Below are 22,865 nucleotides of genomic sequence, written 5' to 3'. Positions count from 1 at the left end.
GCTGCTCCTCGTCATCGGGGACCCGCCCGGCGCACGGCCGTGCGGCCGACGGCGCCCAGCAGGCCCGCCGCCGTCAGCCCGCCGAGCATCTTGAGGTGACCGCCCAGGCGGTCGAAGCGCAGGATGTCCCAGCCCTCCTCGCGGGCGACGCGCGCGAGCGCGCCGTCCGGGTTGACCGCGACGGGATGGCCGACGGCGCGCAGCATCGGCAGGTCGGACTCCGAGTCCGAGTAGGCGTAGGACTCGGCGAGGTCGATGCCCTCGCGCGCGGCGAGCTCCTGCATGAGCTGGGGCTTGCCGTCGCGGTAGGCGAACGGCCCCGCCAGCCGGCCGGTGTAGCGGCCGTCGCGGCGCTCCAGGGGCGTCCCCAGCGCGCCGTCGAAGCCCAGGACGTGGGCGATCATCGCCGCGGTCTCCTGAGAGGCGGCGCTGACGATGTAGGCCGGGCGCCCGGCGTCCTGGTGGTCCCAGGCGATCTGCAGCATCTGCGGGTACAGGCGCGGCAGCACGCCGGCCAGCACCTGCGGGCCGAGGCGGTCGAAGTCCACGACGCGCTTGCCCTCCAGCATCGCGCCGACGCGGACCATGACGCGATCGGTCGTCGCGTCGGTCGAGCCGCGCAGGCGGAAGCGGATGTTCTCCCACGCGTCGAGGGCCAGGCGCCGCCGGGAGATCATCCCGGCGCGCGCCGCGGCGCGCGCCCAGAAGAACCCCGACGAGCCCGACATGAGCGTGCGGTCCAGGTCGAAGAAGGCGGCCGACACTCCCCCGGGGGGCGAGGCCGGCCGCGCGGGCCCGTTCCCGCTATCCGCCATGGACGCGGAGGATCACCGCGTCGCCCTGCCCACCGCCCGAGCAGATCGCCGCGCAGCCCAGCCCGCCGCCGCGGCGGCGCAGCTCGTGCACCAGGACGCCGAGGATCCGCGCGCCCGACGCGCCGATGGGATGGCCGAGCGCGACCGCGCCGCCGTTGACGTTGACGCGGTCCTCGTCGAGGTTGAGCTCGCGCGTGGACTGCAGCGTCACCGACGCGAAGGCCTCGTTGATCTCCCACAGGTCGATGTCGTCGGGCTGCAGGCCCGCCTTCTCCAGCGCCCTGCGCGCGGCGCCCGACGGCGTCGTGGCCAGGTAGGCGAAGTCGTTGGCGAACTGCGCGTGGGCCACGACCTCGGCCAGCACGGTCTTGCCGTTGGCCTGCGCCCATTCGTCGGAGGCGACGACCAGCGCGCCGCCGCCGTCGTTGACGCCGGGCGAGTTGCCGGCGGTGTGCGAGCCCTCCTTGCCGACCAGGCCGGGCAGCTTGGCCAGCGACTCCAGCGTGGAGCCGCGGCGCGGGCCCTCGTCGACCTCGACCACCGTGTCGCCCTTGCGTCCCTTGATGGTGACGGGGACGATCTCGTCGGCCATGCGGCCGTCGTCGATCGCGGCCAGCGCGCGCTCGTGGCTGCGCAGCGCCCAGCGGTCCAGGTCAGGGCGCGTGAGCTCGAGCTCGGCGCTGGTCTCCGTGGCCTCGACGAACATCTGCTTGCCGCTGAAGGGGTTGGTCAGCCCATCGTGGACCATCGCGTCCAGGGCCTGGGCGTCGCCCATGCGGTAGCCGAACCGGGCCTGGGGCAGCAGGTAGGGCGCACCCGACATGGACTCCATCCCGCCGCCGACGCCGACCTGCACGTCGCCCGCGCGGATGGCCTGGTCGAGCAGCACCGTGGCGCGCAGGCCCGAGGCGCAGACCTTGTTGATGGTCTCCGAGGAGACCTCCTTGGGGATGCCCGCCTTGATCTGGGCCTGACGCGAGGGGATCTGCCCCTGGCCGGCCTGCAGGACCTGGCCCATGATGACGTGGTCGACCTGCTCGGGATCGACGTCGCTGCGCTCGAGCGCCGCCCGGATCGCCAGGCCACCGAGCTCGGTCGCGTCGACGGAGGACAGGCCGCCGCCGAGCTTCCCGATCGGGGTGCGTGCGGCGCCGAGGATGACGGTCTTGGGCATGGGGCCTCTCGAGGTGCTCGTGGGTCGGGCCCCCAACGGTAACGAGTAGCCTCGCCCGCCATGCGCGTGACCGCCACCACCGACCTCGCGGCGTCCACCGCGGCCGACACCGTCGTCGTCGGCGTGATCGCCGGCGAGCGGATCCACCACGACCCCGACGGCGCGCTGCACGCGCTGCTGGAGGCCGGCGAGGCCCGCGCGCAGCCGCGCCACGTCGCCGTCACCCACGCCGTCGGCAAGCGCTGGATCCTCGTCGGGCTCGGCGCCCGCGAGCGCCTCGACGACGAGGTCCTGCGCGCCGCGGCGGGCGTCGCGCTCGGGCGGGCGCGCGAGCTCGGCGCGCGGGTGCTGTGCTGGGAGCTGCCGCACAAGCTGCGCGACGGCCTGCACCCCGCGCGCGCCCTCGTGGAGGGCACGCTGATGGCGGCCTACCGCTTCACCGCGTTCAAGGGCGCCGGGGACGACGAGGACGAGTCGGCCGGCGGCGACCGCGGCCTGCAGGAGCTCATCGTCAGCGACCACGACGACCGCGCCGCCGCCGCGGAGCGCGCGGCCGTGGTGGCCCGGGCGGTCAACGCCGCGCGCGACCTGCAGAACACGCCGGCCAACCACATGACGCCGACCGCGCTGGGCCGCCGCGCGCAGGCCATCGCCGCCGCCCACCCGGCGGTGACCTGCGAGGTCCGCGGCCGCGACGGCCTGCTCGAGCTCGGCATGGGCGCGTTCGCCGCGGTGGCGCGGGGCAGCGACGAGGAGCCCGCGCTCATCGTCGCGCGGTACGAGCCCGAGGGCGCCGGCGAGGGCGTGCCCGTGCTGGGGCTCGTCGGCAAGGGCGTCACGTTCGACTCGGGCGGCCTGTCGATCAAGCCCGCGTCGTCGATGCCCGACATGAAGTACGACATGACCGGCGGCGCCGCGGTGCTCGAGGCGCTGGACGCCATCGCCACGCTCGGCGTCGGAGTGCGGGTGATCGCGGTCGTCGGCGCGGTGGAGAACCTGCTCGGCGGCAGCGCGATGAAGCCGGGCGACGTCGTGACCTCGGCCGCCGGGCTGACCGTGCAGATCGACAACACCGACGCCGAGGGCCGCCTCGTGCTGGCCGACTGCCTGCACCACGCGGTCGCGCTGGGCGCCGAGCGCCTCGTCGATGTCGCGACGCTCACCGGCGCGATCCTCGGCACGCTGGGCAAGGTGTACTCCGGGCTGTGGGCCGACGACGACGCGTGGGCCGCCGAGGTGCAGCGCGCCGCCGGCGACGCCGGCGAGCTCGTCTGGCGGCTGCCGCTGCACGAGCGCTTCGCCGAGCTCGTCAAGGGCAGCACGGCCGACGTGGCCAACCTGTCGCCGCCCCGCACGGGCGCGTCCTCGACGGCGGCCGAGTTCCTGCACCGCTTCACCGGCGGCGTGCCGTGGGCGCACCTGGACATCTGCGGCACCGCCTGGGACGCCGGGCAGCCCTACGCCGCCAAGGGCGGGACCGGCGTCATGGTCCGCACGCTCGTCGCACTGGCCGAGCGCACCGCCGCCGGCGGCTGAGGCCGTGGGCGCGCTGCGCCGGGCGCTCGGGCTGTGGCTCGTCCTGGCCGCCGCCTACGCGCTGACGCTCGCGGTGCCCGGCACGCCGCTGACCGGGCCCGAGGCCCATCGGCTGCTGACCGCCGAGTCGATCGTGCGCGACGGCGACCTCGACCTCGCCGACCAGTACCGCGAGCGCGCCTGGCGGCGGTTCACCGACGTCCCGCTGCGCCCGGCGGCCGCCCCGGTCCAGGGCCGGCTGGTGGAGGCCTCGGGCCTGGGCTTCGAGCTGCTGATCAGCCCCGCCTACGCGCTCGGCGGCGCGCTCGGGGTGCGGCTGCTGCTCGGCGCGCTGGCCGCCGCCGGGTTCTGCCTGGCCGCGGCGCTGGGGCGCACGCTGGTCCCGGAGCCGTGGGCGACGCGTGCGGCGCTGGTGACGGGCCTGTCGCCGCCGGCGCTGGGCGCCGCCACGGCGATCTCGCCGGAGGCCTGCGGCGCCGCCGCCCTGGCCGGCGCGCTGCTGCTGGCGCTGCGCGTGCGTGACCAGCCCAGGGCGGCCTGGGCGCTGTGGACCGCGGTGCTCGTGGCCGCGCTGCCGTGGCTGGCCGCCAAGCTCGCCGCCCCGGCCGCCGTCGTCGCCGTCGTGCTGGCCCACTGGCTGCGCCGGCGCCGGCGGGCGATGACCGGGTTCGTCGCGCTGGAGGTCGTGCTGACCTCGGCGGTGGTCTACGTGACGGTCCACGAGCGGCTCTTCGGGGGCCTGACGCCGCACGCCGTCGCGGCGGGCGGCGCGACGGGGGCCGACGGGCTCTCGGGGTATCTCGCCCGCTGGCCGCGGCTGGCCCGGGTCTGGCTGGACCCGCACGAGGGGCTGCTCGTCTGGGCGCCGTTCCTGCTGCTGGCGCTGGTCGGCGTCGGCCTGCTGTGGCGCTCGCGCCGAGACCGGCTCGCCGTCGCGATCGAGCACCAGGGCGACGCCGACGCCTCGGCCGCGGTGCTCGCGCTCGTCGCGGCCGCCGTGGTGCTCGTCGCCGTCGTCCTCGCCCCCGCGCTGGGCGACTCGGGCCGCGGCTGGTGGCACGCGCGCCAGGTCGTGCCCGCCCTGCCGGCGCTCGCCGCGCTGGCGGCGTGGGGCCTGCGCTTCGCGCCGCGCACCGGCGCCGCGCTGGCCGCCGTCACCGTCGCGCAGAGCGCGGCGGTGCTACTCCTCGCGTGAGGCGGCCGCGGCGTCGAGGCGCTCGAGGATGCGGCTGGCCGCCGTGGCCGGGTCCAGGCGGCGCTCGACGACCTCGTCGAGCAGGCCGGCGAACGTGTCGTCGGAGTCCAGCTGCTCCTCGAGACGGCGGCGCAGCCGGAACGTGCACAGGCCGACGACCTCGCTGCGGAGGTTGCGCCGGCGCCGCTCGGAGAGCGTGCCCTCCGCCTCGATGTAGGCGCGGTGCTCGTCGAGCTTGGCGACGAGCTCCTCGACGCCGACGCCGCGGGAGGCCTCCGTCTTGACGATGGGCACCCGCCACCCGCGCTGGGGCGCCAGCGACAGCACGCCGCGGATCTCGCGCACCATCGTGTCGGTCAGCGGGTGGTCGGCCTTGTTGACGACGATGATGTCGGGGATCTCCATGATCCCGGCCTTCAGCGCCTGGATCGAGTCGCCCGAGCCCGGCATGAGCACGAGGACGATCGTGTCGGCGTGGTCGATGATGTCGACCTCGGCCTGGCCGACCCCGACGGTCTCGAGGAAGACGTCGTCCTTGCCGGCGGCGTCCATGAGCAGCGCGGTCTGCAGCGCCGCCTCGCTCAGCCCGCCCAGGGCGCCGCGGTTGGCCATGGAGCGGATGAAGACGCCGGGGTCCAGGAAGTGGTCGGTGAGCCGGATGCGGTCGCCGAGCAGCGCGCCGTGGGTGAACGGCGAGGACGGGTCGATGGAGAGCACGGCGACATCGCGGTCGGCCGCGCGGCGCAGCTTGGTCAGCGCGCCGATGAGCGTCGACTTGCCCGCGCCGGGGGCCCCGGTCAGCCCGATGATCGCCGCGTTGCCCGTGTGCGGGTAGATCTCGCGGACGAGCTCCCAGCCGGCCGGATCGTCGCTCTCGACGAGCGTGATGGCGCGCGCGAGGGCGCGGCGATCACCGTCGAGGAGGCGCTGGGCGAGGGTGTGGGAGACCTGCGACATGGACGGCGCATGATGCCGCAACCCCCGCCCGATCCGCGTGGTCGTCCGCGCGGGGCACCCCGTCGGCGCTAGCCTCCGCAGCGGTGGAACCGGTCCTGTCCCCGCCCGAGCCCACGGCTGCCGTGCCGCCGTACGTGCGCGGCGATCCGCCGCCGCGCTCGGGTGGCCCGCTCACCCTGCTGCGCTTCCTGCGCCGCAATGGGATGCTCAACCTCAAGTACGCCCGTCTCGTCGCCCGGCTGGCGTGGTGGAAGCTGCGCCTGCGCGGCCGGCTGCAGCTCGACGGGCTGGCCTTCATCTGCCCCGGCGTCTCGCTCGAGGTCGGCCCGGGCGCGACGCTGCGCCTCGGGCGGTGGTCCTGGCTCGGGCACGGCTGCAAGGTCCGCGTGCACGAGGGCGAGTGCTCCATCGGCGCCAAGACCGTGCTGGGCCAGGAGTGCACGATCTCGGCCTTCCAGCACGTCTCGATCGGCCGCGAGTGCATCGTCGCCGACCGTGTGATGCTCATCGACTTCGACCACGGCGTCGTCGAGGTCGAGCGCCCGATCCGCGCGCAGGGCATCTACAAGCGCGACGTGCGCGTCGGCCACAACGTCTGGGTCGGCTACGGCGCCTGCTTCCTGCGCGGCGCCACCGTGGGCGACAACTGCGTCATCGGCACGAACACCGTCATCACCCGCGACATCCCGTCCGACGCGGTCGTCGCCGGCGTGCCCGCCCGCGTGCTGCGGATGCGCGAGGCGCCGCGGTCGCTGCGCTGGGGATGAGCGGCGCTCCGGACGACCGCGCGATCGCGGCCGCGATCGGCGACCTGCTGGACCGGCGCGCGCCAGGCGCGACGATCTGCCCGTCGGAGGCCGCGCGCGCCCTGGCCGGCGACGAGGGCTTCCGGCCGCTCATGGACGACGTGCGGCGGGTGGCGGCCGCGCTGGCCGCCGACGGCGAGCTCGAGGTCACCCAGGACGGCGAGGCCGTCGACCCCGCCGCCGCCCGCGGGCCGATCCGCCTGCGCCGGCCGGCCGGCTGAGCGGGACGGGCGCGTCCGCCCGTCCGCACGCTCCTGCGTGACCGATGGCGCGGAGGTGGGGCATGACCCAACGTTCGCGCCACCGGTCCCCGGCAGCTACGGCCCGAGCAGCATCGCCGGGTCGGCGAAGGGCGCCAGGCCGCGCACCGTGGGATCGTGCTCGCCCGGCGCGGCGAGCGCGGCGCGCAGGGCGGCGAGGTGGCCCTCCGCGCGCTCGCGCGGGTAGGGGCCCGAGATGTCGCGGGTGGCCAGGAACGCCCAGTCGCTGCTCTGCAGCGCCAGCAGCTCGCGGACCGCGCGCGCGTCGGCCGCGGAACCGGCGGCGAGCACCTCGAGCTCGGCGGCGCGGGCGGCGAAGGCCAGGTCGGCCACCTGCGGGCCGTCCCACGTCCACAGCGTGCGGGGCGTGCCCCACGACGTGGCGGGCAGGCCGGCCGGCGCAGGGCGCGCCGGCGTGGCCGCCAGCGCATCGTCGAGGGCGAGCACCTCCAGGCCGGTGCGGCGCGCCTGCGCGACCACGGCCGCCAGCCAGTCCAGGCCCTCGTACCAGTGGTGGCCGAGCAGCTCGGTGTCCAGCGCACAGACCGAAAGGCCGCCGCCGCGCACCCGCCGCGCCACGCGGGCCACGAAGTCCGCCGCGTCGCGCTCGGCCTGCTCTCGGGCGCGGTCGCGGTCGTAGACGGCGCCGTCGTTGGCCCACGGATGGTGGTGGTGCACCGTGCGGCGGTGCGAGTCGCGGTAGGCCCCGGCCGCCGGATAGGCGCCCTCGCTCCACACGAGATCGATCGTCGCGCGGTCCAGCGGCGCCAGCAGCGGCCCGTCGGTGCTCTGAAGCGGTCGCAGCGGGTCGGCGAGCACGTCGGTGAGGTCGACGCACGTGGCGTGCACCCCGGCCTCCTCCAGCAGCGGCTCGAGCCACGGCGCGTGCGCGCACTCGGGCAGCCAGAGCCCGCCGCCCCACCGACCGGCCCGCGCGCGGTGGCCCTCGATGCCGGCGCGCAGCTGCAGGCGCACGCCGGCGTCGGTGGCCACGAGCGGCAGCACGGCGTGGGTCGCCGAGCTCGTCCACGTCGCGTGCTCCAGCAGCGCGGAGAGCAGCCCGCCGTCGCCGAGCGACTCAAGCCGGTCGGCGGCGCGCGCGTAGTCGCCGCCGGCACGCTCGACCTCCCCCGCGAGCTCGGGCCGGCCGTCGGCCCGGCAGGCCTCGGCGTCCAGCGCGTGGGTCGTGACGCGCAGGTCGCGCAGGAACGCCAGCAGGCGCCCGTGCACGCCGGGTGCGGCGAGCTGGTCGCAGAGCACCGGCGTCAGCGACAGGGTCACCGCGCCGCCGGCCCCGGCCAGGACGTCGAGCAGCGGCACATAGACCGTCGCCGCGGCCTCGAAGAGCCACTCCTCGCCGAACGGCCACGTCCCGAAGCCCTCGACGTAGGGCATGTGGGAGTGCAGGACGATGGCCAGCCGGCCGTCGGCGCTCATGGCCGGCAGACGGCCACGAAGTCCAGCGCGCGCTCCAGCGGGCGGTCGTCGGCGAGCGTGAAGTCGCGCTCGGAGATGGCGGGGGTGAACCAGTCGTAGAACGGCTTGGTCAGGCGCAGCCGCGCGTGGACGTCGTCCCAGCGCAGGTGGCGCAGCGCGAACGCGTGCAGGGCGAGCTTGCGGGCGTGGTGCAGGCCGAGCACCTCGACCTCGGCGAAGTGCGCCTCGCACAGGGCGCGGAACTCCTCGGGGCGGTACTCCTTGACGTGCCACGGGTTGCCGGACTTGGCCGCCCCCTCGGGCGCGAGCGTCAGCACGTTGGGCGTGGAGACCACGACGAGCGGCGATGCGCTGCCCGACACCAGGGTCTTGAAGCGCTCGAGCACCTGGTCGGGGTTGCGGACGTGCTCGATGGTCTGCAGGAACACGATGGCGTCGGCGGGCTCATCGAACGTCTCGATGAGGTCGCGCGCGAACCGGACGTTGGGCGCGACGTAGCGCAGCCGGGCGTGCTCGTGGGCCTCCGGGTTGGCGTCGACGCCGACGACCTGCGCCGCGGTGCGCGCCAGGACGCTCGTGCCGTAGCCCTCGCCGCAGGCCATGTCCACCACGCGCAGGCCGCCGACGCGGGCCCGGATCCACTCGTAGACCACGAGGTGGCGGCGGTACCAGTAGTTCTCCTCGGGGACGTCGGGCAGCGTGCGCTCACCGGTCAGGGCGAGCGGCGGGACGCCCGGAGGCTGGTCGCGCTGGAGGTAGAGCTGGTCGGTCATCGGTGCTGCGGGCACGCTACACGGCGCGCGCCCGGCCCCCACCCCGGCGCTAGCATGCCGCGCCTCATGAGTCCCGCCCCGGCCAGCGCGGAGGAGATCCGCGACGTCAACACCCGCTACCACGACGGCGCCGCCGACGCGTACGACGCCAAGTGGGGCATCGACTTCGGCGCCATCGGCCGCACGCAGGTGCTGGGCAAGCTGCGCAAGGCGCTGGACGGCGACCTGCGCACGTTCGGCCGCGGGCTCGAGCTCGGCGCCGGCACGGGCTACTTCTCGCTCAACCTGCTGCAGGCCGGGGTGATCCGCGAGGCCACGTGCACCGACATCTCCCCCGGCATGGTGGCCGCCCTGCAGCGCAACGCGCGCGATCTCGACCTCGACGTCGACGCCCGCGTCGCCGACGCCGAGGCGCTCCCGTTCGAGGACGCCTCCTTCGACCTCGTCTTCGGCCACGCCGTGCTGCACCACCTGCCCGACCTCGACCAGGCGTGGCGCGAGATCCACCGCGTCCTGGCGCCCGGCGGCCTCGCGGTCTTCGCCGGCGAGCCCTCGCGCTACGGCGACCGCCTGGCCAACGTGCCCAAGCGCGCGGCCTCGAAGGTCGCGCCGGCGTGGCGGCGCGTGATGCGCGCCCGGCCCGCGCAGGAGGGCCACCAGGACGGCGGCGCCCACAACCACCAGCTCGAGTCGATGGTCGATGTGCACGCCTTCACGCCCGAGCAGCTGCAGCGCGGCCCGCAGGCGGCCGGCTTTGCCGACGTGCGCGTGCGCGGCGAGGAGCTGCTGGCCAACTGGTTCGGCTGGGCCAACCGCGCACTGGAGGCCACCGCCGATCCCGACACGGTGCCCTACGCCTGGAAGCTGTACGCCTTCAAGGGCTACGTCGGCCTGCAGCACGTCGACCGCGTGCTGCTCGAGTCGCGCCTGCCGCCGGCCATCTTCTACAACCTGATGGTCACCGCGCAGAAGGCCGGGCCGCCGCGCTGACGCGGCGCGCCACTCAGCCCTCGCCCGCGGCCGCGTAGCGCTCCATCGCCACCCGGCGCTCCTGCGCGTGGTCGACGATCGGGGCCGGGTAGTCGGTGCCGATGACGCAGCCGGCGGCCTGCTGCTGCTCGTCGCTCATCGTCCACGGCTCGACGAGCCGCTCGTCGGGCACCCCGGCCAGCTCCGGCACCCAGCGGCGCACGTAGGTGCCCTCAGGATCGAACTTGCGCTGCTGGGTCATGGGGTTGAACAGCCGGCGGAAGTAGGGCGCGGGATCGGCGCCCGTCGAGGCGATCCACTGCCAGTTGCCGTTGTTCTGGGCCGGCTCGCCGTCGAGCAGCAGCCGCGCGAAGTGCCGCTCGCCCTGGCGCCAGTCGATGTGCAGGTCCTTGGTCAGGAACGACCCCACGACCAGGCGCGCGCGGTTGTGCATCCAGCCCGTGCGAGCCAGCTGGCGCATGCCGGCGTCCACCAGCGGATAGCCCGTGCGCCCGTCCTTCCAGGCCCGCAGGAGCTCCTCGTCGTCCGACCACGCCAGCCGCCTGCGGTAGCGCGGCTGGAACTCCTGCGCGACGTTGTCGGGGAAGAGCAGGAGCTGGTGGGCGTAGAAGTCGCGCCACGCCAGCTGGCGGTTCCACGCCGCCGCGCCCTTGCCCCCGCGGCGGGCCGCGCGCTCCTCGCACTCACGGGCCGACAGGCAGCCCCAGCGCAGGTAGGGCGAGAGCACGGAGGTGCCCGGCCGCGACATCCCGTCGTGGCGATCGGCGTAGTGGTCGAGGTCGTCGCGCAGCCAGCGCTCCAGCGCGGCGCGCGCCGCGGGCTCGCCGGGCTCGGCGACGGGCTCGGGGACGAGGTCGGCCGGGTCGATCCCGAGCGCCTGGGCCGACGGCAGCCGGCCCTTGCGCAGCCCGGAGGGCAGCGGGGGCAGCTCGGCCGGCGCGCGGTGCACCGTGCGCCGGTCGACCTGGTCGATCGCGCGGTGGAACGGCGAGAACACCGTGTAGGGCCTGCCGCCCTGGGTCCGCGGCTTGGACGGGTCGACGAGGTAGGTCCCGCCGTGGGGCCGAGGCCGGACTTCGTGCTCGCGCAACAGGTCGCTGACGCGCGTGTCGCGCCGCCGGGCGTAGGGCGACACGTCGCTCGTCCAGTGCACGGCCTCGGCGCCGAGCTCACGTGCCAGCGCCGGGACCTCGTCCTCGGGCCGGCCGTGGCGGACCACCAGCCCGCTGCCGCGCTGCGCCAGCTCCTGGTCCAGCGCCCTGAGGCAGCCGAGCATGAACGCCGTCCGCGACGGGCTCGCGTAGCGCCCGCCCAGCAGCGCGTCGTCGAGCACGTAGAGCGGGACGATGCGGTCGTGCTCGTCGAGCGCCTGCACGAGCGCCGGATGGTCATGGACTCGCAGGTCGCGGCGGAACCACAGGACGGCGACGGAACGATCGGCCACGTCGGGGATACGGCGCGTCCACCGCTCCGGGTCAACCTACAATCGGCCCATGGGCGAACGCCTGCGGGACTTTCCCCTCTTCCCCCTCGGCCTCGTCGCGCTTCCGGCCGAGCTCGTGCCGCTGCACATCTTCGAGGAGCGTTACCGCGCCATGATCGCCGAGTGCCTGGAGGGCGGCGGCGAGTTCGGGATCGTCTGGGCGGCCGAGGACGGGATGAAGGCCAACGGCTGCGCGATGGAGGTCGCCGAGGTCCTCGAGCGCCACGAGGACGGCCGCCTGGACATCGTCGTGCGCGGCACGCGCCCGTTCCGCATCGTGGCCGAGCAGTTCGACCACGTCTACCCGGCGGGCGAGGTCGAGTTCCTCGACGACGCCGACGAGCCGCCGGACCCGACGGCCGTCGAGGCCGCGCACGGCGCCTACGGCGAGCTCGTCGAGGAGGCCACCGACAAGGTCCTGGACCCCGAGGAGCTCGCGCCGCTGACCTCCTACGAGATGGCGGCGACCGTCGACTTCGGCCCCGAGGCCAAGCAGGGGCTGCTGGACCTGCGCTCCGAGAACGCCCGACTGGCGATGCTCACCCGGCTGCTGCGGGCCGCCCTGCGGCGGCTGGACTTCATCGAACGCGCGCAGGCGCGGGCACGCTCGAACGGGAAGGTCCGCTTCGGCTGAGCGCCGGCGGCCGGCCCTGGGCCGCCAGCCACGAGCCGGCGAGGATGAGCACCAGGCCGCCGATCGTGCCGGCGGTGAGGCGCTCGCCGAGCAGCGTGACGCCGTAGACCACGGCGAACGCCGGCGCGACGTAGGAGACGATCGCCGCCCGCGCCGGCCCGACGTCGGCGATCGAGCGGTAGTAGAGCCAGAACGCGACGCCGGTCCCGCCGACGCCGAGCGCCAGCAACGAGGCCGTCGCGTTCGCGCCCGGGACGTGGTCGGGCAGCGTGAGCAGGGCGACGGGCAGCCAGGCGACCGCGCTGACGACCATCGTCGAGGCGGCCACGCCGACGGGCGGCACGCCCGTGAAGGCCCGCTTGGCCACGAGCACGGCCGCCGCGTAGCAGAGCCCGGCGGCGAGGATCATGAGGCCGCCGAGCAGCGCGTCGGCCTTCCCGGACAGGTCGACGCCGAACAGCAGGACCACGCCGACCATCCCGAGCAGGATGCCGACCAGCCCCCAGCCGCGGGCGCGCTCCTCGGGGTCCAGGCGCGCGGCCAGCAGCGCGATGAACAGCGGCGAGGAGCCCACGAGGATCCCTGCCAGCGCCGAGGGCACATGGTTCTCGCCGAACGTGATGAGCCCGAACGGCGCGATGACCTGCACGAGCGCCAGCAGCAGGACCCAGCCGCGGCGGGCCAGCAGCGGCGCCACGGCGCCGGCGCGGATCGCGACGGGCACGAGGATCAGCGCGCCGAGCACGACCCGCAGGTCGATGATGACGCCCTCGGAGACCCCGTCGTCGAGGGCCACCTTGATGAACAGGTACGACGCCCCCCACAGCGCGGCGGTGATCGCCAGGGAGAGCCAGGCGCGGGAGGACACCCGCCCAGTGTCCCAGGCGGCCGCCCCGGCGGAGATGACCATCGCTTTCCCCGGCCATCAGCGCCGCTGATGGCCTCAGCGCGCCAGGCCGCAGGGCCCCTTCGCGATGGACCGGGTGAGCTGGGCGATGCGGTAGAACGCCTGCGGCTGTCGGGCCGAGGTGTCGCTGAAGACCACGACGCCCTTCTCGCTGCGCACGCGGTAGGTCAGCGAGCTCACCTTCCCGGGCGCCAGGCGCAGGTTGCGCCCGGCCAGCCCGTTGTCGCCGTCCTTGACGCCGTCGAGGTCGTGGGTCAGGGCGCGCGCCTCGATGAGCTGGGCCGAGCTGATCTCCCGGCGGGGGCCGCCGTTGCAGTAGGCCCCACCGTCGTCGCTGATGCGCAGCGTCAGGCGCGCGTCGGCGATCGACCCCGTGCGCTGCACGAGGAAGAGGTCGGGCGGGTCGGGGCCGTTGAAGCAGCCGGCGCTCGTCAGCGCCGCCACGCCGGCGCCGAGGGCGAGCAGACGGGGCAGGACGGCGCGGCGGGAGCGGGGCATCGCCCGTCATCCTCGCTCACCCGAGCGCGACGAGCGCCGTGCCCACCGTGACGGTCGCCGCGCCCGCCCACCGCAACCGGGTCACGGGCTCGCGCAGGACGATGGCGCCGAGGGCGACGGCCAGCACGATGCTCGTCTCCCGCACGGCGGCCACGGGCGCCGCGGGCGCGAGGCGCAGCGCCAGCAGGGCGAGCCCGTAGGCACCGACGGTCGCGACCCCGGCGACGACGGCCCGGAGGTCCAGGGCGGCGCGGACGGCACCGGCCCCGCGCTCGCGGGCGGTGACGAGCAGGCAGACCGCGGTGCTCGGCGTGAGCACGAGCCAGAGGTAGGGCAGCGGGTCGGCGTGGTGCAGCCCGGCGCGATCCAGGAGCGTGTAGCCGGCGATGGCCGCCGAGATGAGCAGCGCCGTCGCGACGGCGCCGGGGGCCAGCGCGGTGTGCGCGCCGCGGTGCACGGCGACGATCCCCGCCCCGGCGACGAGCACGCCGAGGACCTGCAGGCCGCCCACCGCCCCGCCCAGGCCGGCGAGCGCGGCCACGAGCAGGATCACCGGCGCGCCGCCGCGGGCCACGGGGTAGACCGCGGACAGCTCGCCGCGCCCGTAGGCCGCGCCGAGCAGCAGGTAGTAGACGGCCTCGACGGTCGCCGAGCCCGCGACGTAGGGCCACACCCCGGCGTGCACGCTGCCCGTCAGCGCCGCGACGGGCGCCCACACCACCACCCCGACGCCCAACGCCGCAGCGGTGGCCGCGCGCGGGTCCCGTGCGCCGGCCAGCAGCAGGTTCCACAGCGCGTGCAGCGCCGCGGCGCCCAGGGCGAGCGCGAAGGCGGCGCCGGTCACGCGCGGCCGCGGCGTCTCACGCGCGGACCGCCGCGCCGCCGCGCCGGGGGTCGCCGGCGCCCGACAGCCGGCCGCCGGCCGGGTCGCGCCGCACGGCCTGCACGCCGCCGAAGAACAGGTTGAGCGCGCGGAACGGCGCGACGGGCGTCGCGGGGTCCAGGCCGGCGAGGTCGATCCCGGGCTCGGCGTAGACCGTGTCGAGCTCGAGGTGCACGCGCGGGGCGTCCACGGCCGCCCGCGCGTCGCGGCCGTGGTCGACGACGCCGATGATCGTCTGCAGGATGGCCGAGCGGATCCGGTTGGACCCCGCGCTGCCGAGCACCAGCTCGACGACGCCGCCGGCGCCGAGCACGACGGTCGGCGCCATCATCGACGGCATGCGCCGGCCCGAGGGCGCGGTGAAGAACCCCTGCGGGCTGAGGTCCTCCTCCCCCATGACGTTGTTGAGGTGGATGCCCGTGCCGGGCACCACGAGGCCCGAGCCCTCGCCGTTGGTGCACGTCACCGAGCAGGCCCGGCCGTCGGCGTCGAGGACCGACACGTGCGTCGTCGACCCCAGCTGGGCCGCCAGGAACCGGTCCAGGAAGCCGTCCTCGGGCAGGCCCGCGTCGAACGCGGGCGTCCGCGCGGCCTGCGCGAGCGCCATGGCGTCGACGAGCTCGGCCGTCGTCGGCGCGGCGCCGGCGACGGAGTCCAGGCGCGCGAGCGCGAGCGCGAGCAGCGTGCCGCCCGCGGAGGGCGGCGGGTTGGTGAGGACCTCGCGGCCGCGGTAGGCGACGCGGGCGGGGGTGCGGGCCACGGCCTCGTAGCCCGCGAGGTCCCCGGCGGTCAGCGTGCCGCCGTGGGCGCAGACCCACTCGGCGGCCGCCGCGGCGAGGTCGCCGTGGTGGAACGGCGCGGCGCCCTGGGCGCCGAGGCGCTCGATGGTCTCGGCCAGCTCGGGCGAGGCGAACGGCTCCCCGGCGCGCAGCGCGCGGCCGTGGGGCGCGAACTGCGCGGCGGCCTGCGGCGTGGAGAGCAGGATGCCCTCGAGGATCTCGAAGACGTAGGCCTGCTCGGCGTTGAGCGGGACGCCCTGGCGGGCCAGGGCCGCCGCCGGCGCGGCGAGGTCGGCGAGCGGCAGGCTGCCCCAGCGGCGCGCGGCCGCCTCGAGGCCGGCCGGCGTGCCGTAGGCGCCGACGGACGCGGCGCCGACGTGGAAGGTCTGCGTCGCATCGCCGAAGGAGACCTCGACGGGGACGAGCGGCGCACGCTCGGCGTCCGACGGCGAGGCGACGAAGAAGTCCAGCAGCGTGGGCTCCTGGCCCGCGCCCGCGACGAGGAGGTAGCCGCCGGCGCCGGGACCGGTCAGCAGGGGCTCGGCCGTCCATGAGGCCAGGCACGCGGCGATCGCCGCGTCGACGGCGTTGCCGCCCTCGCGCAGCACGGCGGCGCCCGCCTCGGCGGACACCGGGTGCCCGGCGGCGACGATCCCCTCCATGGGCCGGATCCTCGCACGCGGCCGGGCCCCGCCGCCCTACCCCCGGGGAGCTCGAGCGTCGCCACCACCGCGCGGTGGTCGGAGAACGGCACGAGGTGCACGGAGACCGACCGCACCGCGACGCGCGGGTCGACGAGGACGTGGTCGATCGCGATCTCCGGCGGCAGGCGGCGGCCCGCGGGCCAGGTCGTCCGGTAGCCCGCACCGACGGCGTCGGCCGCGTCGACGAAGCCGCGGCCGCCGCCCAGCAGCCGCCGCAGCTCGGCGTGGTCCAGCGTCGCGTTGAAGTCCCCGAGGGCCAGGCGCAGGACGGGGCCGCCGTCGGGCCGGGCCAGCGCCTGGAGCATGCTGCGCCAGACGCCCGTGTCGCCATGGATGGGCGGCACGGTGTGGATGGCCTGGACGTCCACGGCCCGCGCGATGCCCGGCACGGACACCGCGGCGCGCGGCTCGCCGTTGAAGTCGACGCGGACCGCCGGGGTCAGCCGGCGCAGCGGCAGGCGCGAGAAGAGTCCGGTGCCGCCCGACCGCTCGCGGCCGTCGGCCTCGCGGAACGGCAGGACCCGCCCGAGGCCGGCGCGGTCGAGGCGGCGCAGCGCCTCCGGGGTGAGCTCCTCCAGGGCGAGCACGTCGACGCGCTCGCGGCGCACGAGGTCGACGACGGTCGCCGGGTCGCCGCGGCCCTCGTAGAGGTTGGAGGTCATGACGCGCACCGTGACGCCGCCGGCCACCGTGGGCTGCGGGCCGGGCAGCGCGCGCGGCAGCAGCGCGAGCGCGAAGGCGGCGGCGACGACCACGCCCGCGGCGGCCACCGCCCACCGGCGCAGCGCGAGCGCCACGAGGACCGCGATCGGCGAGCCCAGCCCGACGTAGGGCGTGAACGTCATCGCCGGGACGACCGGGGTGCCGCCCTCCAGCCCGAACGTGCGGACGACGGCCCAGGCCAGCCAGGGCGCCAGGACCGCGAGCGCGACGACGGTCCGGCGCGTGGGGCGCCGTGCACGACGGAGGGCCCGCGCGCGGCGCGGGCCCTCCGAATGCGATTCGGTGCCGAGGCCGGGATCTAGCGGCGCGGCAGGAACTCCGGCACGTCGAGGTCGGCGGCGGTCCGGGTGCGCCGCGCGGCGATCGGCTCGCGCGCGGGCGGCCCGCTGCGGCGCTGCACCCGCGGCTCGCCGGCCGGCTCGTCGAGCTGGCGCGACGGGCGCGGCCTGGGCACGTCGCTGTAGCGCGTCGCGACCACCGTCACCCACACCTGGTCGTCGAGCTTCTCGTCGACCATGGCGCCGAAGATGATGTTCGCGTCGGGGTGGGCGGCCGCCGCCACGGCCTTGGCCGCCTCGTTGACCTCCCACAGCGACAGGTCCCGGCCACCGGTGATCGACAGCAGGATGGAGCGCGCGCCCTCGACGCTGGTCTCCAGCAGCGGCGAGGACACGGCCTGCTCGGCCGCGTCGAGCGCCCGCTTGTCCCCCACGCCCATGCCGATGCCCAGCAGCGCCGCGCCGGCCTCGGACATGATCGTCCGCACGTCGGCGAAGTCGAGGTTGATGATCCCCGGCAGCGTCACGAGGTCCGACACGCCCTGCACGCCCTGGCGCAGCACGTCGTCGGCGACGCGGAACGCCTCGACCATCGACGTGTGCTTGTCCAGCACGCTGAGCAGCCGGTTGTTCGGCACGACGATGAGCGTGTCGACCTCGGCATGCAGCGCCTCGATGCCCGCGTCGGCGGCCTGCGACCGGCGACTGCCCTCGAAGCCGAACGGCTTGGTGACGATGCCCACGGTGAGCGCGCCGATCTCCCGACCGATCCGCGCCACGATCGGCGCCGCGCCCGTGCCGGTGCCGCCGCCGGAGCCGGCGGCGATGAACACCATGTCGCTGCCCTTGAGCAGGGACTTGATGCGGTCGTACTCCTCCATCGCGGCCTGGCGGCCGAGATCGGGGTCCGACCCCGCGCCCAGGCCGCGCGTGACCTGCGGGCCGATGTGCAGCGTCACGTCGGCCGTGGACTGCTGCAGCGACTGCAGGTCGGTGTTGATGGCCAGGAACTCGACGCCCTGGACCTCGGCCTCGACCATGCGGTTGACCGCGTTGACGCCGGCGCCGCCGACGCCGATGACGCGGATGACCGGCTGGCCGACCACCGGCGTCGACCACGCGCCGCCGTCCGTACGGGCGTAGGGATCGTGGACCTCGTGCGCGGGCTCGGGGTCGGGCTCGCGCCGCGGCGGGGCGAGCATGTCGTCGGGCAGCTCGGAGCTGAACGCGCTGCGCAGGCGCTCCTGAGCCGACGGCACGCGGGCGGGCTCGGGCTCGTGGGCCTCGGGCGTGGCGCCCAGTGACGGGTGCGGGTATCCGGTCTCGCGCGGATGCGCGGGCGGCGGCTCCTCCTCGTGGCGGCGGTTCGCGCGGCCGGCGGGCGTCGCGGGGGCGACGCGCTCCTCCGCGCGCTCGATGCGCTCCGCCGGGGTCGGGGCGTCGGCGCGCGGGCGCTCCGCGGGCGGCTCGGGGGCCGGGGTCCGCGCCGGGACGTCGGCGCGCGGCACCGGCTCCTCGTAGCGCGAGGGCGAGGGCGTCGGCGCCTGGGCGCGCGGGGGCTCGGGCGCCCGCGCCTCCGGTGCCGGACCGGCGGCCGAGGTGGCCTCGGCGCCCTCCTCGAGATCTTCGTCGGTGCGGCGGAAGAGCGCCGCCAGGGGGCCCTCCCTCATGCTGGCCCGCTTACCGCTTGCCATTGGCGAGAACCTCCGTCGCGAGATCGCGATAGGACTGGGCGGCCATCCCGTCCGGATCGTACTTCAGCACCGACATGCCCTTGACGGGTGCCTCCGCGAACCGGATCGTCTTCTTGATCCGCGATGCGAAGACCCGGTCGCCGAAGTTCTCCTCCAGGATCTCGATGGCCTCTTTGGCGTGGACGGTGCGGGTGTCCATGAGCGTGGGGAGGATCCCCTCGATCTCCACGTCCGGGTTCAGGTTCTCCCGGATCATCTGCAGCGTGTTCTGCAGCTGGATGAGCCCCCGCATGGACAGATACTCGCACTGTACGGGGACGATCACCTTGTCCGCCGCCGTCAGGGCGTTGATCGTGAGCAGCCCGAGGGAGGGCGGCGTGTCGATGCAGACGAAGTCGTAGTCCTCCGCGACGGCCCGCAGGGCCTTCTGCAGGGAGCGCTCGCGACCGATCTGGGCGGACATCGCGATCTCGGCGCCGGCGAGGTCGATCGAGGCGCACGCGATGTCGATCTCGCGCTTGCGGATGACCTCGCGGATCGACATGTGGTGCACCAGCACGTCGTACATGGAGCGCTCGACCGTGTCGGGGTCGATGCCCTGCGACATGGTCAGGTTGCCCTGGGGGTCCATGTCGATGCACAGGACGCGGTTGCCCTTCTCGGCGAACGCGACAGCGAGGTTCAGCGTCGTCGTGGTCTTCGCGACGCCGCCCTTCTGGTTGGCGAAGGCGATGACCTTCGGCCGGTTCTCGGTCTGCACGGAAGGCTCCGTCGTGGTCGGTTCGGGACCCATCGTCGGGGGTATTCGCATCCGCCCGGGCGAATCCTTCGCCCGGTGTGACGGGAATACCACCGCCGTCGGATGGCCCAGCCGGGCCGGAGCTGCCGGATGACGCCGCCGGAGCCCTGCGGCTCCTGGGACGGCGGGCAGCGACGCCGCGCGTCAGGCGCGCACGTCGACGCGCACGGCGCCGGGCAGCTCCGCCGCCGGGACGGGCGGCGTGCCGGCCCGTGCGGCGAGCGCGGCCCGCGCGGCGGGGGCGGCGGCCGCCACCGCGGCGCGGGCGGGCACGGCCGGGGCCTTCGGCGGCGCCGCCTGGGCCGCGCGCTCGCGATCAGCCTCCGACAGGGCCCGGATCACATCGCCGTCCACCAACGTCTTCGCCGGCCGGGTGAAGGCGCGCCTCATGAGGATCTCGGCGAGCGTCGGCGTGGCGCCCGATGGTGTCGGTGAGACGGACATGCCGGAGGTGCATCGGCCCCCTCGCGGACGACTTGAGCCCGTCCAGCCCAACCTGGACGCCGATAGGGTCTGGCGCGCACCCCATGCGGGACCTCCTGTCCAAGCCGCTGCTCGTCGTCACCGGAAAGGGCGGCGTGGGCAAGTCCACCGTCGCCGCCGCCCTCGGCGTCGCGGCCGCCGCCCGCGGGCTGCGCACGATCGTGGCCGAGGTGTCGGCCCGCGACGACGTCAGCCGGGCCCTGGCGGGCACCGGCGACGGCTCGGTGTTCGTCGAGCGCTCCGTGGGGTCGGGGCTGCACCACATCTCCATCGACCCCGAGTCCGCCTTGGAGGAGTACCTGCGCGACCAGCTGCCCCGCGGCGTCTCCGACGTCCTGGCCTCCAGCCGGATGTTCAGCTACCTCGCGGCCGCCACGCCGGGCCTGAGCGAGCTGCTCACGGTCGGCAAGGTGTGGGAGCTCGCCCAGCCCGACCGCCGCACGCCCGGCGCCCATCCGTACGACCTCGTGATCCTCGACGCGCCCGCCACGGGGCACGGCGTGGCGATCCTCACGGCGCCGCAGACGTTCGCCGACGCGGCACGCATGGGGCCCGTCGCCCGCCAGGGCGGCATCATCCACGCGATGCTCGCCGATCCCGACCGGACGGCGGTGGTCGCGGTAGCCACCCCCGAGGAGATGCCCGTCAACGAGACGCTGGCCCTGCAGCGGGTGCTCGCGGCCGAGCTCGGCCAGCGGTTCGCGGCCGTCGTGGTCAACGGGGTGCTGCCCAAGCGCTTCTCGCGCGCCGAGGCCGACGCGCTGGACCGCGTGGTCCCCGGCTCGCGCGCCGTGCGCGCCGCCCGGGCCGAGGCGCGCCGGTCCCGGGCCCACCGCGCGCAGATCGCCCGGCTGCGCCGCGGCGTCGGCGGCGTCGAGGTGCGCTCGCTGCCCCAGCTCTTCGAGAGCGAGCTCGGACCCGAGCAGCTGCGCCGCCTGGCCGGCGAGCTCGTCACATGACCCCGGGGAGTCCACGGTGAGCGTCGCTGAGCGGCTCGAGGGCAAGCGGGTCTGCATCTGCGCGGGCTCGGGCGGCGTCGGCAAGACGACCGTCTCGGCCGCCATCGCGATGGGCCTGGCCGCCGAGGGGGCACGCGTCGCCGTCGTGACGATCGACCCGGCGCGGCGGCTGGCCGACGCCCTGGGGATCGAGCAGCTCGGCTCGGAGCCGCGGCGCGTGGAGGCCGACCGGTTCGAGGGCCACGGCATCGAGCTCAAGGGCGAGCTGTGGGCGATGATGCTCGACCCCAAGCGCACGTTCGACGAGCTCATCGAGCTCCTCGCGCCCGACGACAGGACCCGCGACGAGATCCTGGCCAACCGGATCTACCGCGAGCTCTCGGGCGCCGTGGCGGGCTCCCAGGAGTTCACCGCGGTCGCCAAGCTCTACGAGCTCGACCGGTCCGGGCTCTTCGACGTCATCGTCCTCGACACCCCGCCGTCGCGCAACGCGCTGGACTTCCTCGACGCGCCCGACCGCCTCACCGGCTTCCTGGAGGGCCGGGCGCTGCGGCTGTTCCTCGCCCCGTCGGGGCTGGCCGCGCGCGTCGTCGGACGCGGCACGAGCGTCGTGTTCTCCGTGCTGCGCAAGGTGACCGGCGTGGACCTCATGGACGACCTGTCGGTGTTCTTCGGGGCGCTGAGCGGCGTGCTCGACGGCTTCCGCGAGCGCGCCGCCGGCGTCAAGGAGCTGCTCGCCGACCCTGCCACGACGTTCCTCATCGTCACCTCGCCCGAGCGCGAGCCCGTCGAGGAGGCGATCTTCTTCCGCGGCAAGCTGCGCGAGGCCGCGATGCCGTTCGGCGGGCTGATCCTCAACCGCGTGCACCCGCTCGACGCCGAGGGCGACGAGGTCGACGAGGCGGCGCTGGCGGCCGAGCTGGGCGGTGACGTGGCGCTGGCGCGCAAGGTGGCCCGCACGCTGCGCGAGTTCCGGGTGCTGGCCCACCGCGACGCCGCCGCGGCGGCGCGCCTGATCGCCGAGCTCGGGGACGAGGACCCGATCCTCATCCCCCACCTCGACGGCGACGTGCACGACGTCGACGGGCTCGTGGCGGTGCACCGCCATCTGTTCGCGTCGGCGGCCCGGCGCGCCGCGATGCTCGAGGCGAGCGGCTTCTGAGCGCCGACCCGCCCCTGGCCGTCGTCTCCTGGCCCTTCCACTGCGCGCGGCCGGACGTCGGCATGGGCGCCGGGGCCGCTGCCCTGGCCACCGACGCCGGCCTGCACGCGGCGCTGCAGGGCGCGGGCTGGGCGCCGACGGTGCAGCGCGTCACGAGCGCCGACCCGCGAGCGCCCGAGGTGGCACAGACGTTCGACCTGCTGCGCCAGCTCGCCGCCGACGTGCGGGCGGCCGCGGCGCGCGGCGCGTTCTGCCTCGTGCTCGCCGGCGGGTGCCTCAGCGCGGCGGGCACCGTCGCCGGCGCGATCGGCGCCCCGGGCGCGGGGGTGGTGTGGCTCGACGCCCACGCCGACCTCGACACGCCAGAGGACAACGCGTCGGGGTTCCTGGACGTCATGGCGCTGTCGGTGCTCACCGGCGGGTGCTGGCGCGTGCAGCGCTCGTCGATCCCGGGCTTCGCGGCGGTCGACCCCTCGGCGGTCGCGCTCGTCGGCGTGCGCGACCTCAGCCCGCTGCAGCACGACGCGCTGGCCCGCAGCGGCGTGCGGGCCCTGCCCGGTGCTCCCGAGGTGGACGCCGTGCGGCGCGCGATAGCCGCGCTGCCGGTGCCGCTGTACCTGCACGTCGACCTCGACGTGCTCGACACGTCGGTCGGGTACGCCAACGCCTACGCGGCGCCCGGCGGGCCCGGCCTGGACGCCGTGCTCGCCACGATCGACGCGGTGTTCGACCACGGGCGCGTGGCCGCCGCGGCGCTGGCGTCCTACGACCCGGCCGCCGACCGCGACGGCGGCGTCCTGGAGGCTGCGCGCCGCATCGCCGGCCGGATCGCCCGCCGCGCGCGCGAGCAGCGCTGAGCGGGCGGCCCGCCTCAGACCACGGTCTGCTGGCGGGCGTCCTCCTCGCGCAGCATCGTGTCGGCCAGCGTGCGCAGGT

General features: G+C 75.7%; 23 protein-coding genes. 9 read left to right on the top strand and 14 right to left on the bottom strand.

All coding sequences use genetic code 11. The features are described from left to right. Nucleotides 1-11: 11 nt before the first annotated feature. Both FSW04_RS09015 and FSW04_RS09010 read right to left on the bottom strand, forming a co-directional pair. Nucleotides 12-815 carry an HAD family hydrolase gene (locus FSW04_RS09015; protein ID WP_146918450.1) on the bottom strand — a complete coding sequence of 268 codons (804 nt, stop codon included), beginning with the start codon at nucleotides 813-815 and terminating at the stop codon, nucleotides 12-14. After that, the gene (locus FSW04_RS09010) at nucleotides 805-1,989 is read right to left on the bottom strand and encodes an acetyl-CoA C-acetyltransferase (protein WP_146918447.1); all 1,185 of its coding nucleotides are present in this window, start codon (nucleotides 1,987-1,989) and stop codon (nucleotides 805-807) included. The genes FSW04_RS09015 and FSW04_RS09010 overlap by 11 nt, the downstream gene beginning before the upstream one ends. 60 nt (nucleotides 1,990-2,049) lie before the next feature. On the opposite strand from FSW04_RS09010, the gene FSW04_RS09005 reads away from it, so the two are divergent. Beyond that, nucleotides 2,050-3,525 (top strand): leucyl aminopeptidase family protein, encoded by a 1,476-nt coding sequence (locus FSW04_RS09005; RefSeq protein ID WP_146918445.1) that lies wholly within the window; start codon nucleotides 2,050-2,052, stop codon nucleotides 3,523-3,525. Between the two features lie 4 nt (nucleotides 3,526-3,529). Further along, nucleotides 3,530-4,720, top strand: a complete 1,191-nt coding sequence (locus FSW04_RS09000; RefSeq protein WP_146918443.1) for a hypothetical protein — start codon at nucleotides 3,530-3,532, stop codon at nucleotides 4,718-4,720. Here FSW04_RS09000 and meaB read toward each other — a convergent pair. Continuing rightward, entirely contained in the window at nucleotides 4,706-5,677 is a 972-nt protein-coding gene (gene meaB / locus FSW04_RS08995; RefSeq protein WP_146918441.1) for a methylmalonyl Co-A mutase-associated GTPase MeaB, read from the bottom strand. The two genes, FSW04_RS09000 and meaB, sit on opposite strands and share 15 nt — an antisense overlap. 83 nt (nucleotides 5,678-5,760) lie before the next feature. Between meaB and FSW04_RS08990 the strand changes: the two genes are divergently transcribed. Both FSW04_RS08990 and FSW04_RS08985 read left to right on the top strand, forming a co-directional pair. Next, nucleotides 5,761-6,444, top strand: a complete 684-nt coding sequence (locus tag FSW04_RS08990; RefSeq protein WP_228431058.1) for an acyltransferase — start codon at nucleotides 5,761-5,763, stop codon at nucleotides 6,442-6,444. Beyond that, a complete protein-coding gene (locus FSW04_RS08985) occupies nucleotides 6,441-6,704 on the top strand; it encodes a DUF3253 domain-containing protein (protein WP_146918439.1) in 264 nt (87 codons plus the stop codon). The genes FSW04_RS08990 and FSW04_RS08985 overlap by 4 nt, the downstream gene beginning before the upstream one ends. Nucleotides 6,705-6,800: 96 nt before the next feature. Here FSW04_RS08985 and FSW04_RS08980 read toward each other — a convergent pair whose 3' ends face one another. Together FSW04_RS08980 and FSW04_RS08975 are read right to left on the bottom strand one after the other, a co-directional pair. Further along, complete coding sequence (locus FSW04_RS08980; protein ID WP_146918437.1) at nucleotides 6,801-8,180, bottom strand: 1,4-alpha-glucan branching protein domain-containing protein; 1,380 nt, start codon at nucleotides 8,178-8,180, stop codon at nucleotides 6,801-6,803. Then, nucleotides 8,177-8,953, bottom strand: coding sequence for a class I SAM-dependent methyltransferase (locus FSW04_RS08975; protein WP_146918435.1), 777 nt, complete (start codon nucleotides 8,951-8,953; stop codon nucleotides 8,177-8,179). Before FSW04_RS08975 ends, FSW04_RS08980 begins: the two co-directional genes overlap by 4 nt. 66 nt (nucleotides 8,954-9,019) lie before the next feature. On the opposite strand from FSW04_RS08975, the gene FSW04_RS08970 reads away from it, so the two are divergent. Then, nucleotides 9,020-9,943 carry a class I SAM-dependent methyltransferase gene (locus tag FSW04_RS08970; RefSeq protein WP_146918433.1) on the top strand — a complete coding sequence of 308 codons (924 nt, stop codon included), beginning with the start codon at nucleotides 9,020-9,022 and terminating at the stop codon, nucleotides 9,941-9,943. Nucleotides 9,944-9,956: 13 nt separating this feature from the next. On the opposite strand, the gene FSW04_RS08965 is transcribed toward FSW04_RS08970, so the two are convergent. Then, nucleotides 9,957-11,387, bottom strand: a complete 1,431-nt coding sequence (locus tag FSW04_RS08965; protein ID WP_146918431.1) for a cryptochrome/photolyase family protein — start codon at nucleotides 11,385-11,387, stop codon at nucleotides 9,957-9,959. 49 nt (nucleotides 11,388-11,436) lie between these two features. On the opposite strand from FSW04_RS08965, the gene FSW04_RS08960 reads away from it, so the two are divergent. After that, nucleotides 11,437-12,060: an LON peptidase substrate-binding domain-containing protein gene (locus tag FSW04_RS08960; protein WP_146918429.1), complete on the top strand. Its 624-nt coding sequence runs from the start codon at nucleotides 11,437-11,439 to the stop codon at nucleotides 12,058-12,060. Here FSW04_RS08960 and FSW04_RS08955 read toward each other — a convergent pair. From FSW04_RS08955 to FSW04_RS08920, 8 genes are all read right to left on the bottom strand, one after another. Further along, nucleotides 12,005-12,928, bottom strand: a complete 924-nt coding sequence (locus FSW04_RS08955) for a DMT family transporter (protein ID WP_187369363.1) — start codon at nucleotides 12,926-12,928, stop codon at nucleotides 12,005-12,007. The two genes, FSW04_RS08960 and FSW04_RS08955, sit on opposite strands and share 56 nt — an antisense overlap. 75 nt (nucleotides 12,929-13,003) lie before the next feature. Beyond that, nucleotides 13,004-13,465, bottom strand: coding sequence for a hypothetical protein (locus FSW04_RS08950; protein ID WP_146918425.1), 462 nt, complete (start codon nucleotides 13,463-13,465; stop codon nucleotides 13,004-13,006). A gap of 16 nt (nucleotides 13,466-13,481) precedes the next feature. Beyond that, complete coding sequence (locus FSW04_RS08945) at nucleotides 13,482-14,309, bottom strand: EamA family transporter (RefSeq protein ID WP_146918423.1); 828 nt, start codon at nucleotides 14,307-14,309, stop codon at nucleotides 13,482-13,484. A gap of 16 nt (nucleotides 14,310-14,325) precedes the next feature. Further along, entirely contained in the window at nucleotides 14,326-15,735 is a 1,410-nt protein-coding gene (locus FSW04_RS08940; RefSeq protein WP_228431243.1) for a gamma-glutamyltransferase, read from the bottom strand. Further along, nucleotides 15,657-16,676 (bottom strand): endonuclease/exonuclease/phosphatase family protein, encoded by a 1,020-nt coding sequence (locus FSW04_RS08935; protein ID WP_228431056.1) that lies wholly within the window; start codon nucleotides 16,674-16,676, stop codon nucleotides 15,657-15,659. Before FSW04_RS08935 ends, FSW04_RS08940 begins: the two co-directional genes overlap by 79 nt. A 176-nt stretch (nucleotides 16,677-16,852) precedes the next feature. After that, the gene (gene ftsZ, locus FSW04_RS08930) at nucleotides 16,853-18,502 is read right to left on the bottom strand and encodes a cell division protein FtsZ (RefSeq protein WP_228431055.1); all 1,650 of its coding nucleotides are present in this window, start codon (nucleotides 18,500-18,502) and stop codon (nucleotides 16,853-16,855) included. Between the two features lie 10 nt (nucleotides 18,503-18,512). Next, entirely contained in the window at nucleotides 18,513-19,286 is a 774-nt protein-coding gene (locus FSW04_RS08925) for a ParA family protein (protein WP_228431053.1), read from the bottom strand. Between the two features lie 183 nt (nucleotides 19,287-19,469). Continuing rightward, a complete protein-coding gene (locus tag FSW04_RS08920; protein WP_146918418.1) occupies nucleotides 19,470-19,769 on the bottom strand; it encodes a hypothetical protein in 300 nt (99 codons plus the stop codon). An 83-nt stretch (nucleotides 19,770-19,852) separates the two neighbouring features. On the opposite strand from FSW04_RS08920, the gene FSW04_RS08915 reads away from it, so the two are divergent. The 3 genes from FSW04_RS08915 to FSW04_RS08905 are packed head-to-tail and all read left to right on the top strand — an operon-like array spanning nucleotide 19,853 to nucleotide 22,786. Beyond that, nucleotides 19,853-20,767: an ArsA family ATPase gene (locus FSW04_RS08915; RefSeq protein ID WP_187369362.1), complete on the top strand. Its 915-nt coding sequence runs from the start codon at nucleotides 19,853-19,855 to the stop codon at nucleotides 20,765-20,767. Between the two features lie 16 nt (nucleotides 20,768-20,783). Further along, the gene (locus FSW04_RS08910; RefSeq protein ID WP_146918413.1) at nucleotides 20,784-21,929 is read left to right on the top strand and encodes an ArsA family ATPase; all 1,146 of its coding nucleotides are present in this window, start codon (nucleotides 20,784-20,786) and stop codon (nucleotides 21,927-21,929) included. After that, complete coding sequence (locus FSW04_RS08905; protein WP_321167705.1) at nucleotides 21,926-22,786, top strand: arginase family protein; 861 nt, start codon at nucleotides 21,926-21,928, stop codon at nucleotides 22,784-22,786. Before FSW04_RS08910 ends, FSW04_RS08905 begins: the two co-directional genes overlap by 4 nt. Nucleotides 22,787-22,865: the final 79 nt, after the last annotated feature.

The sequence above is a fragment of the Baekduia soli genome, assembly GCF_007970665.1.
GTDB lineage: Bacteria > Actinomycetota > Thermoleophilia > Solirubrobacterales > Solirubrobacteraceae > Baekduia > Baekduia soli.
The sequence above is the reverse complement of the archived record's forward strand: the minus strand, read 5'-3'. Positions and strand labels throughout refer to the sequence as shown.

Coding starts and splice junctions, on each gene's coding strand:
- FSW04_RS09015 (WP_146918450.1), bottom strand. CDS start 815: ATGGCGGATAGCGGGAACGGGCCCGCGCGGCCGGCCTCGCCCCCCGGG.
- FSW04_RS09010 (WP_146918447.1), bottom strand. CDS start 1,989: ATGCCCAAGACCGTCATCCTCGGCGCCGCACGCACCCCGATCGGGAAG.
- FSW04_RS09005 (WP_146918445.1), top strand. CDS start 2,050: ATGCGCGTGACCGCCACCACCGACCTCGCGGCGTCCACCGCGGCCGAC.
- meaB (WP_146918441.1), bottom strand. CDS start 5,677: ATGTCGCAGGTCTCCCACACCCTCGCCCAGCGCCTCCTCGACGGTGAT.
- FSW04_RS08985 (WP_146918439.1), top strand. CDS start 6,441: ATGAGCGGCGCTCCGGACGACCGCGCGATCGCGGCCGCGATCGGCGAC.
- FSW04_RS08980 (WP_146918437.1), bottom strand. CDS start 8,180: ATGAGCGCCGACGGCCGGCTGGCCATCGTCCTGCACTCCCACATGCCC.
- FSW04_RS08975 (WP_146918435.1), bottom strand. CDS start 8,953: ATGACCGACCAGCTCTACCTCCAGCGCGACCAGCCTCCGGGCGTCCCG.
- FSW04_RS08970 (WP_146918433.1), top strand. CDS start 9,020: ATGAGTCCCGCCCCGGCCAGCGCGGAGGAGATCCGCGACGTCAACACC.
- FSW04_RS08960 (WP_146918429.1), top strand. CDS start 11,437: ATGGGCGAACGCCTGCGGGACTTTCCCCTCTTCCCCCTCGGCCTCGTC.
- FSW04_RS08950 (WP_146918425.1), bottom strand. CDS start 13,465: ATGCCCCGCTCCCGCCGCGCCGTCCTGCCCCGTCTGCTCGCCCTCGGC.
- FSW04_RS08935 (WP_228431056.1), bottom strand. CDS start 16,676: ATGACGTTCACGCCCTACGTCGGGCTGGGCTCGCCGATCGCGGTCCTC.
- ftsZ (WP_228431055.1), bottom strand. CDS start 18,502: ATGAGGGAGGGCCCCCTGGCGGCGCTCTTCCGCCGCACCGACGAAGAT.
- FSW04_RS08920 (WP_146918418.1), bottom strand. CDS start 19,769: ATGTCCGTCTCACCGACACCATCGGGCGCCACGCCGACGCTCGCCGAG.
- FSW04_RS08915 (WP_187369362.1), top strand. CDS start 19,853: ATGCGGGACCTCCTGTCCAAGCCGCTGCTCGTCGTCACCGGAAAGGGC.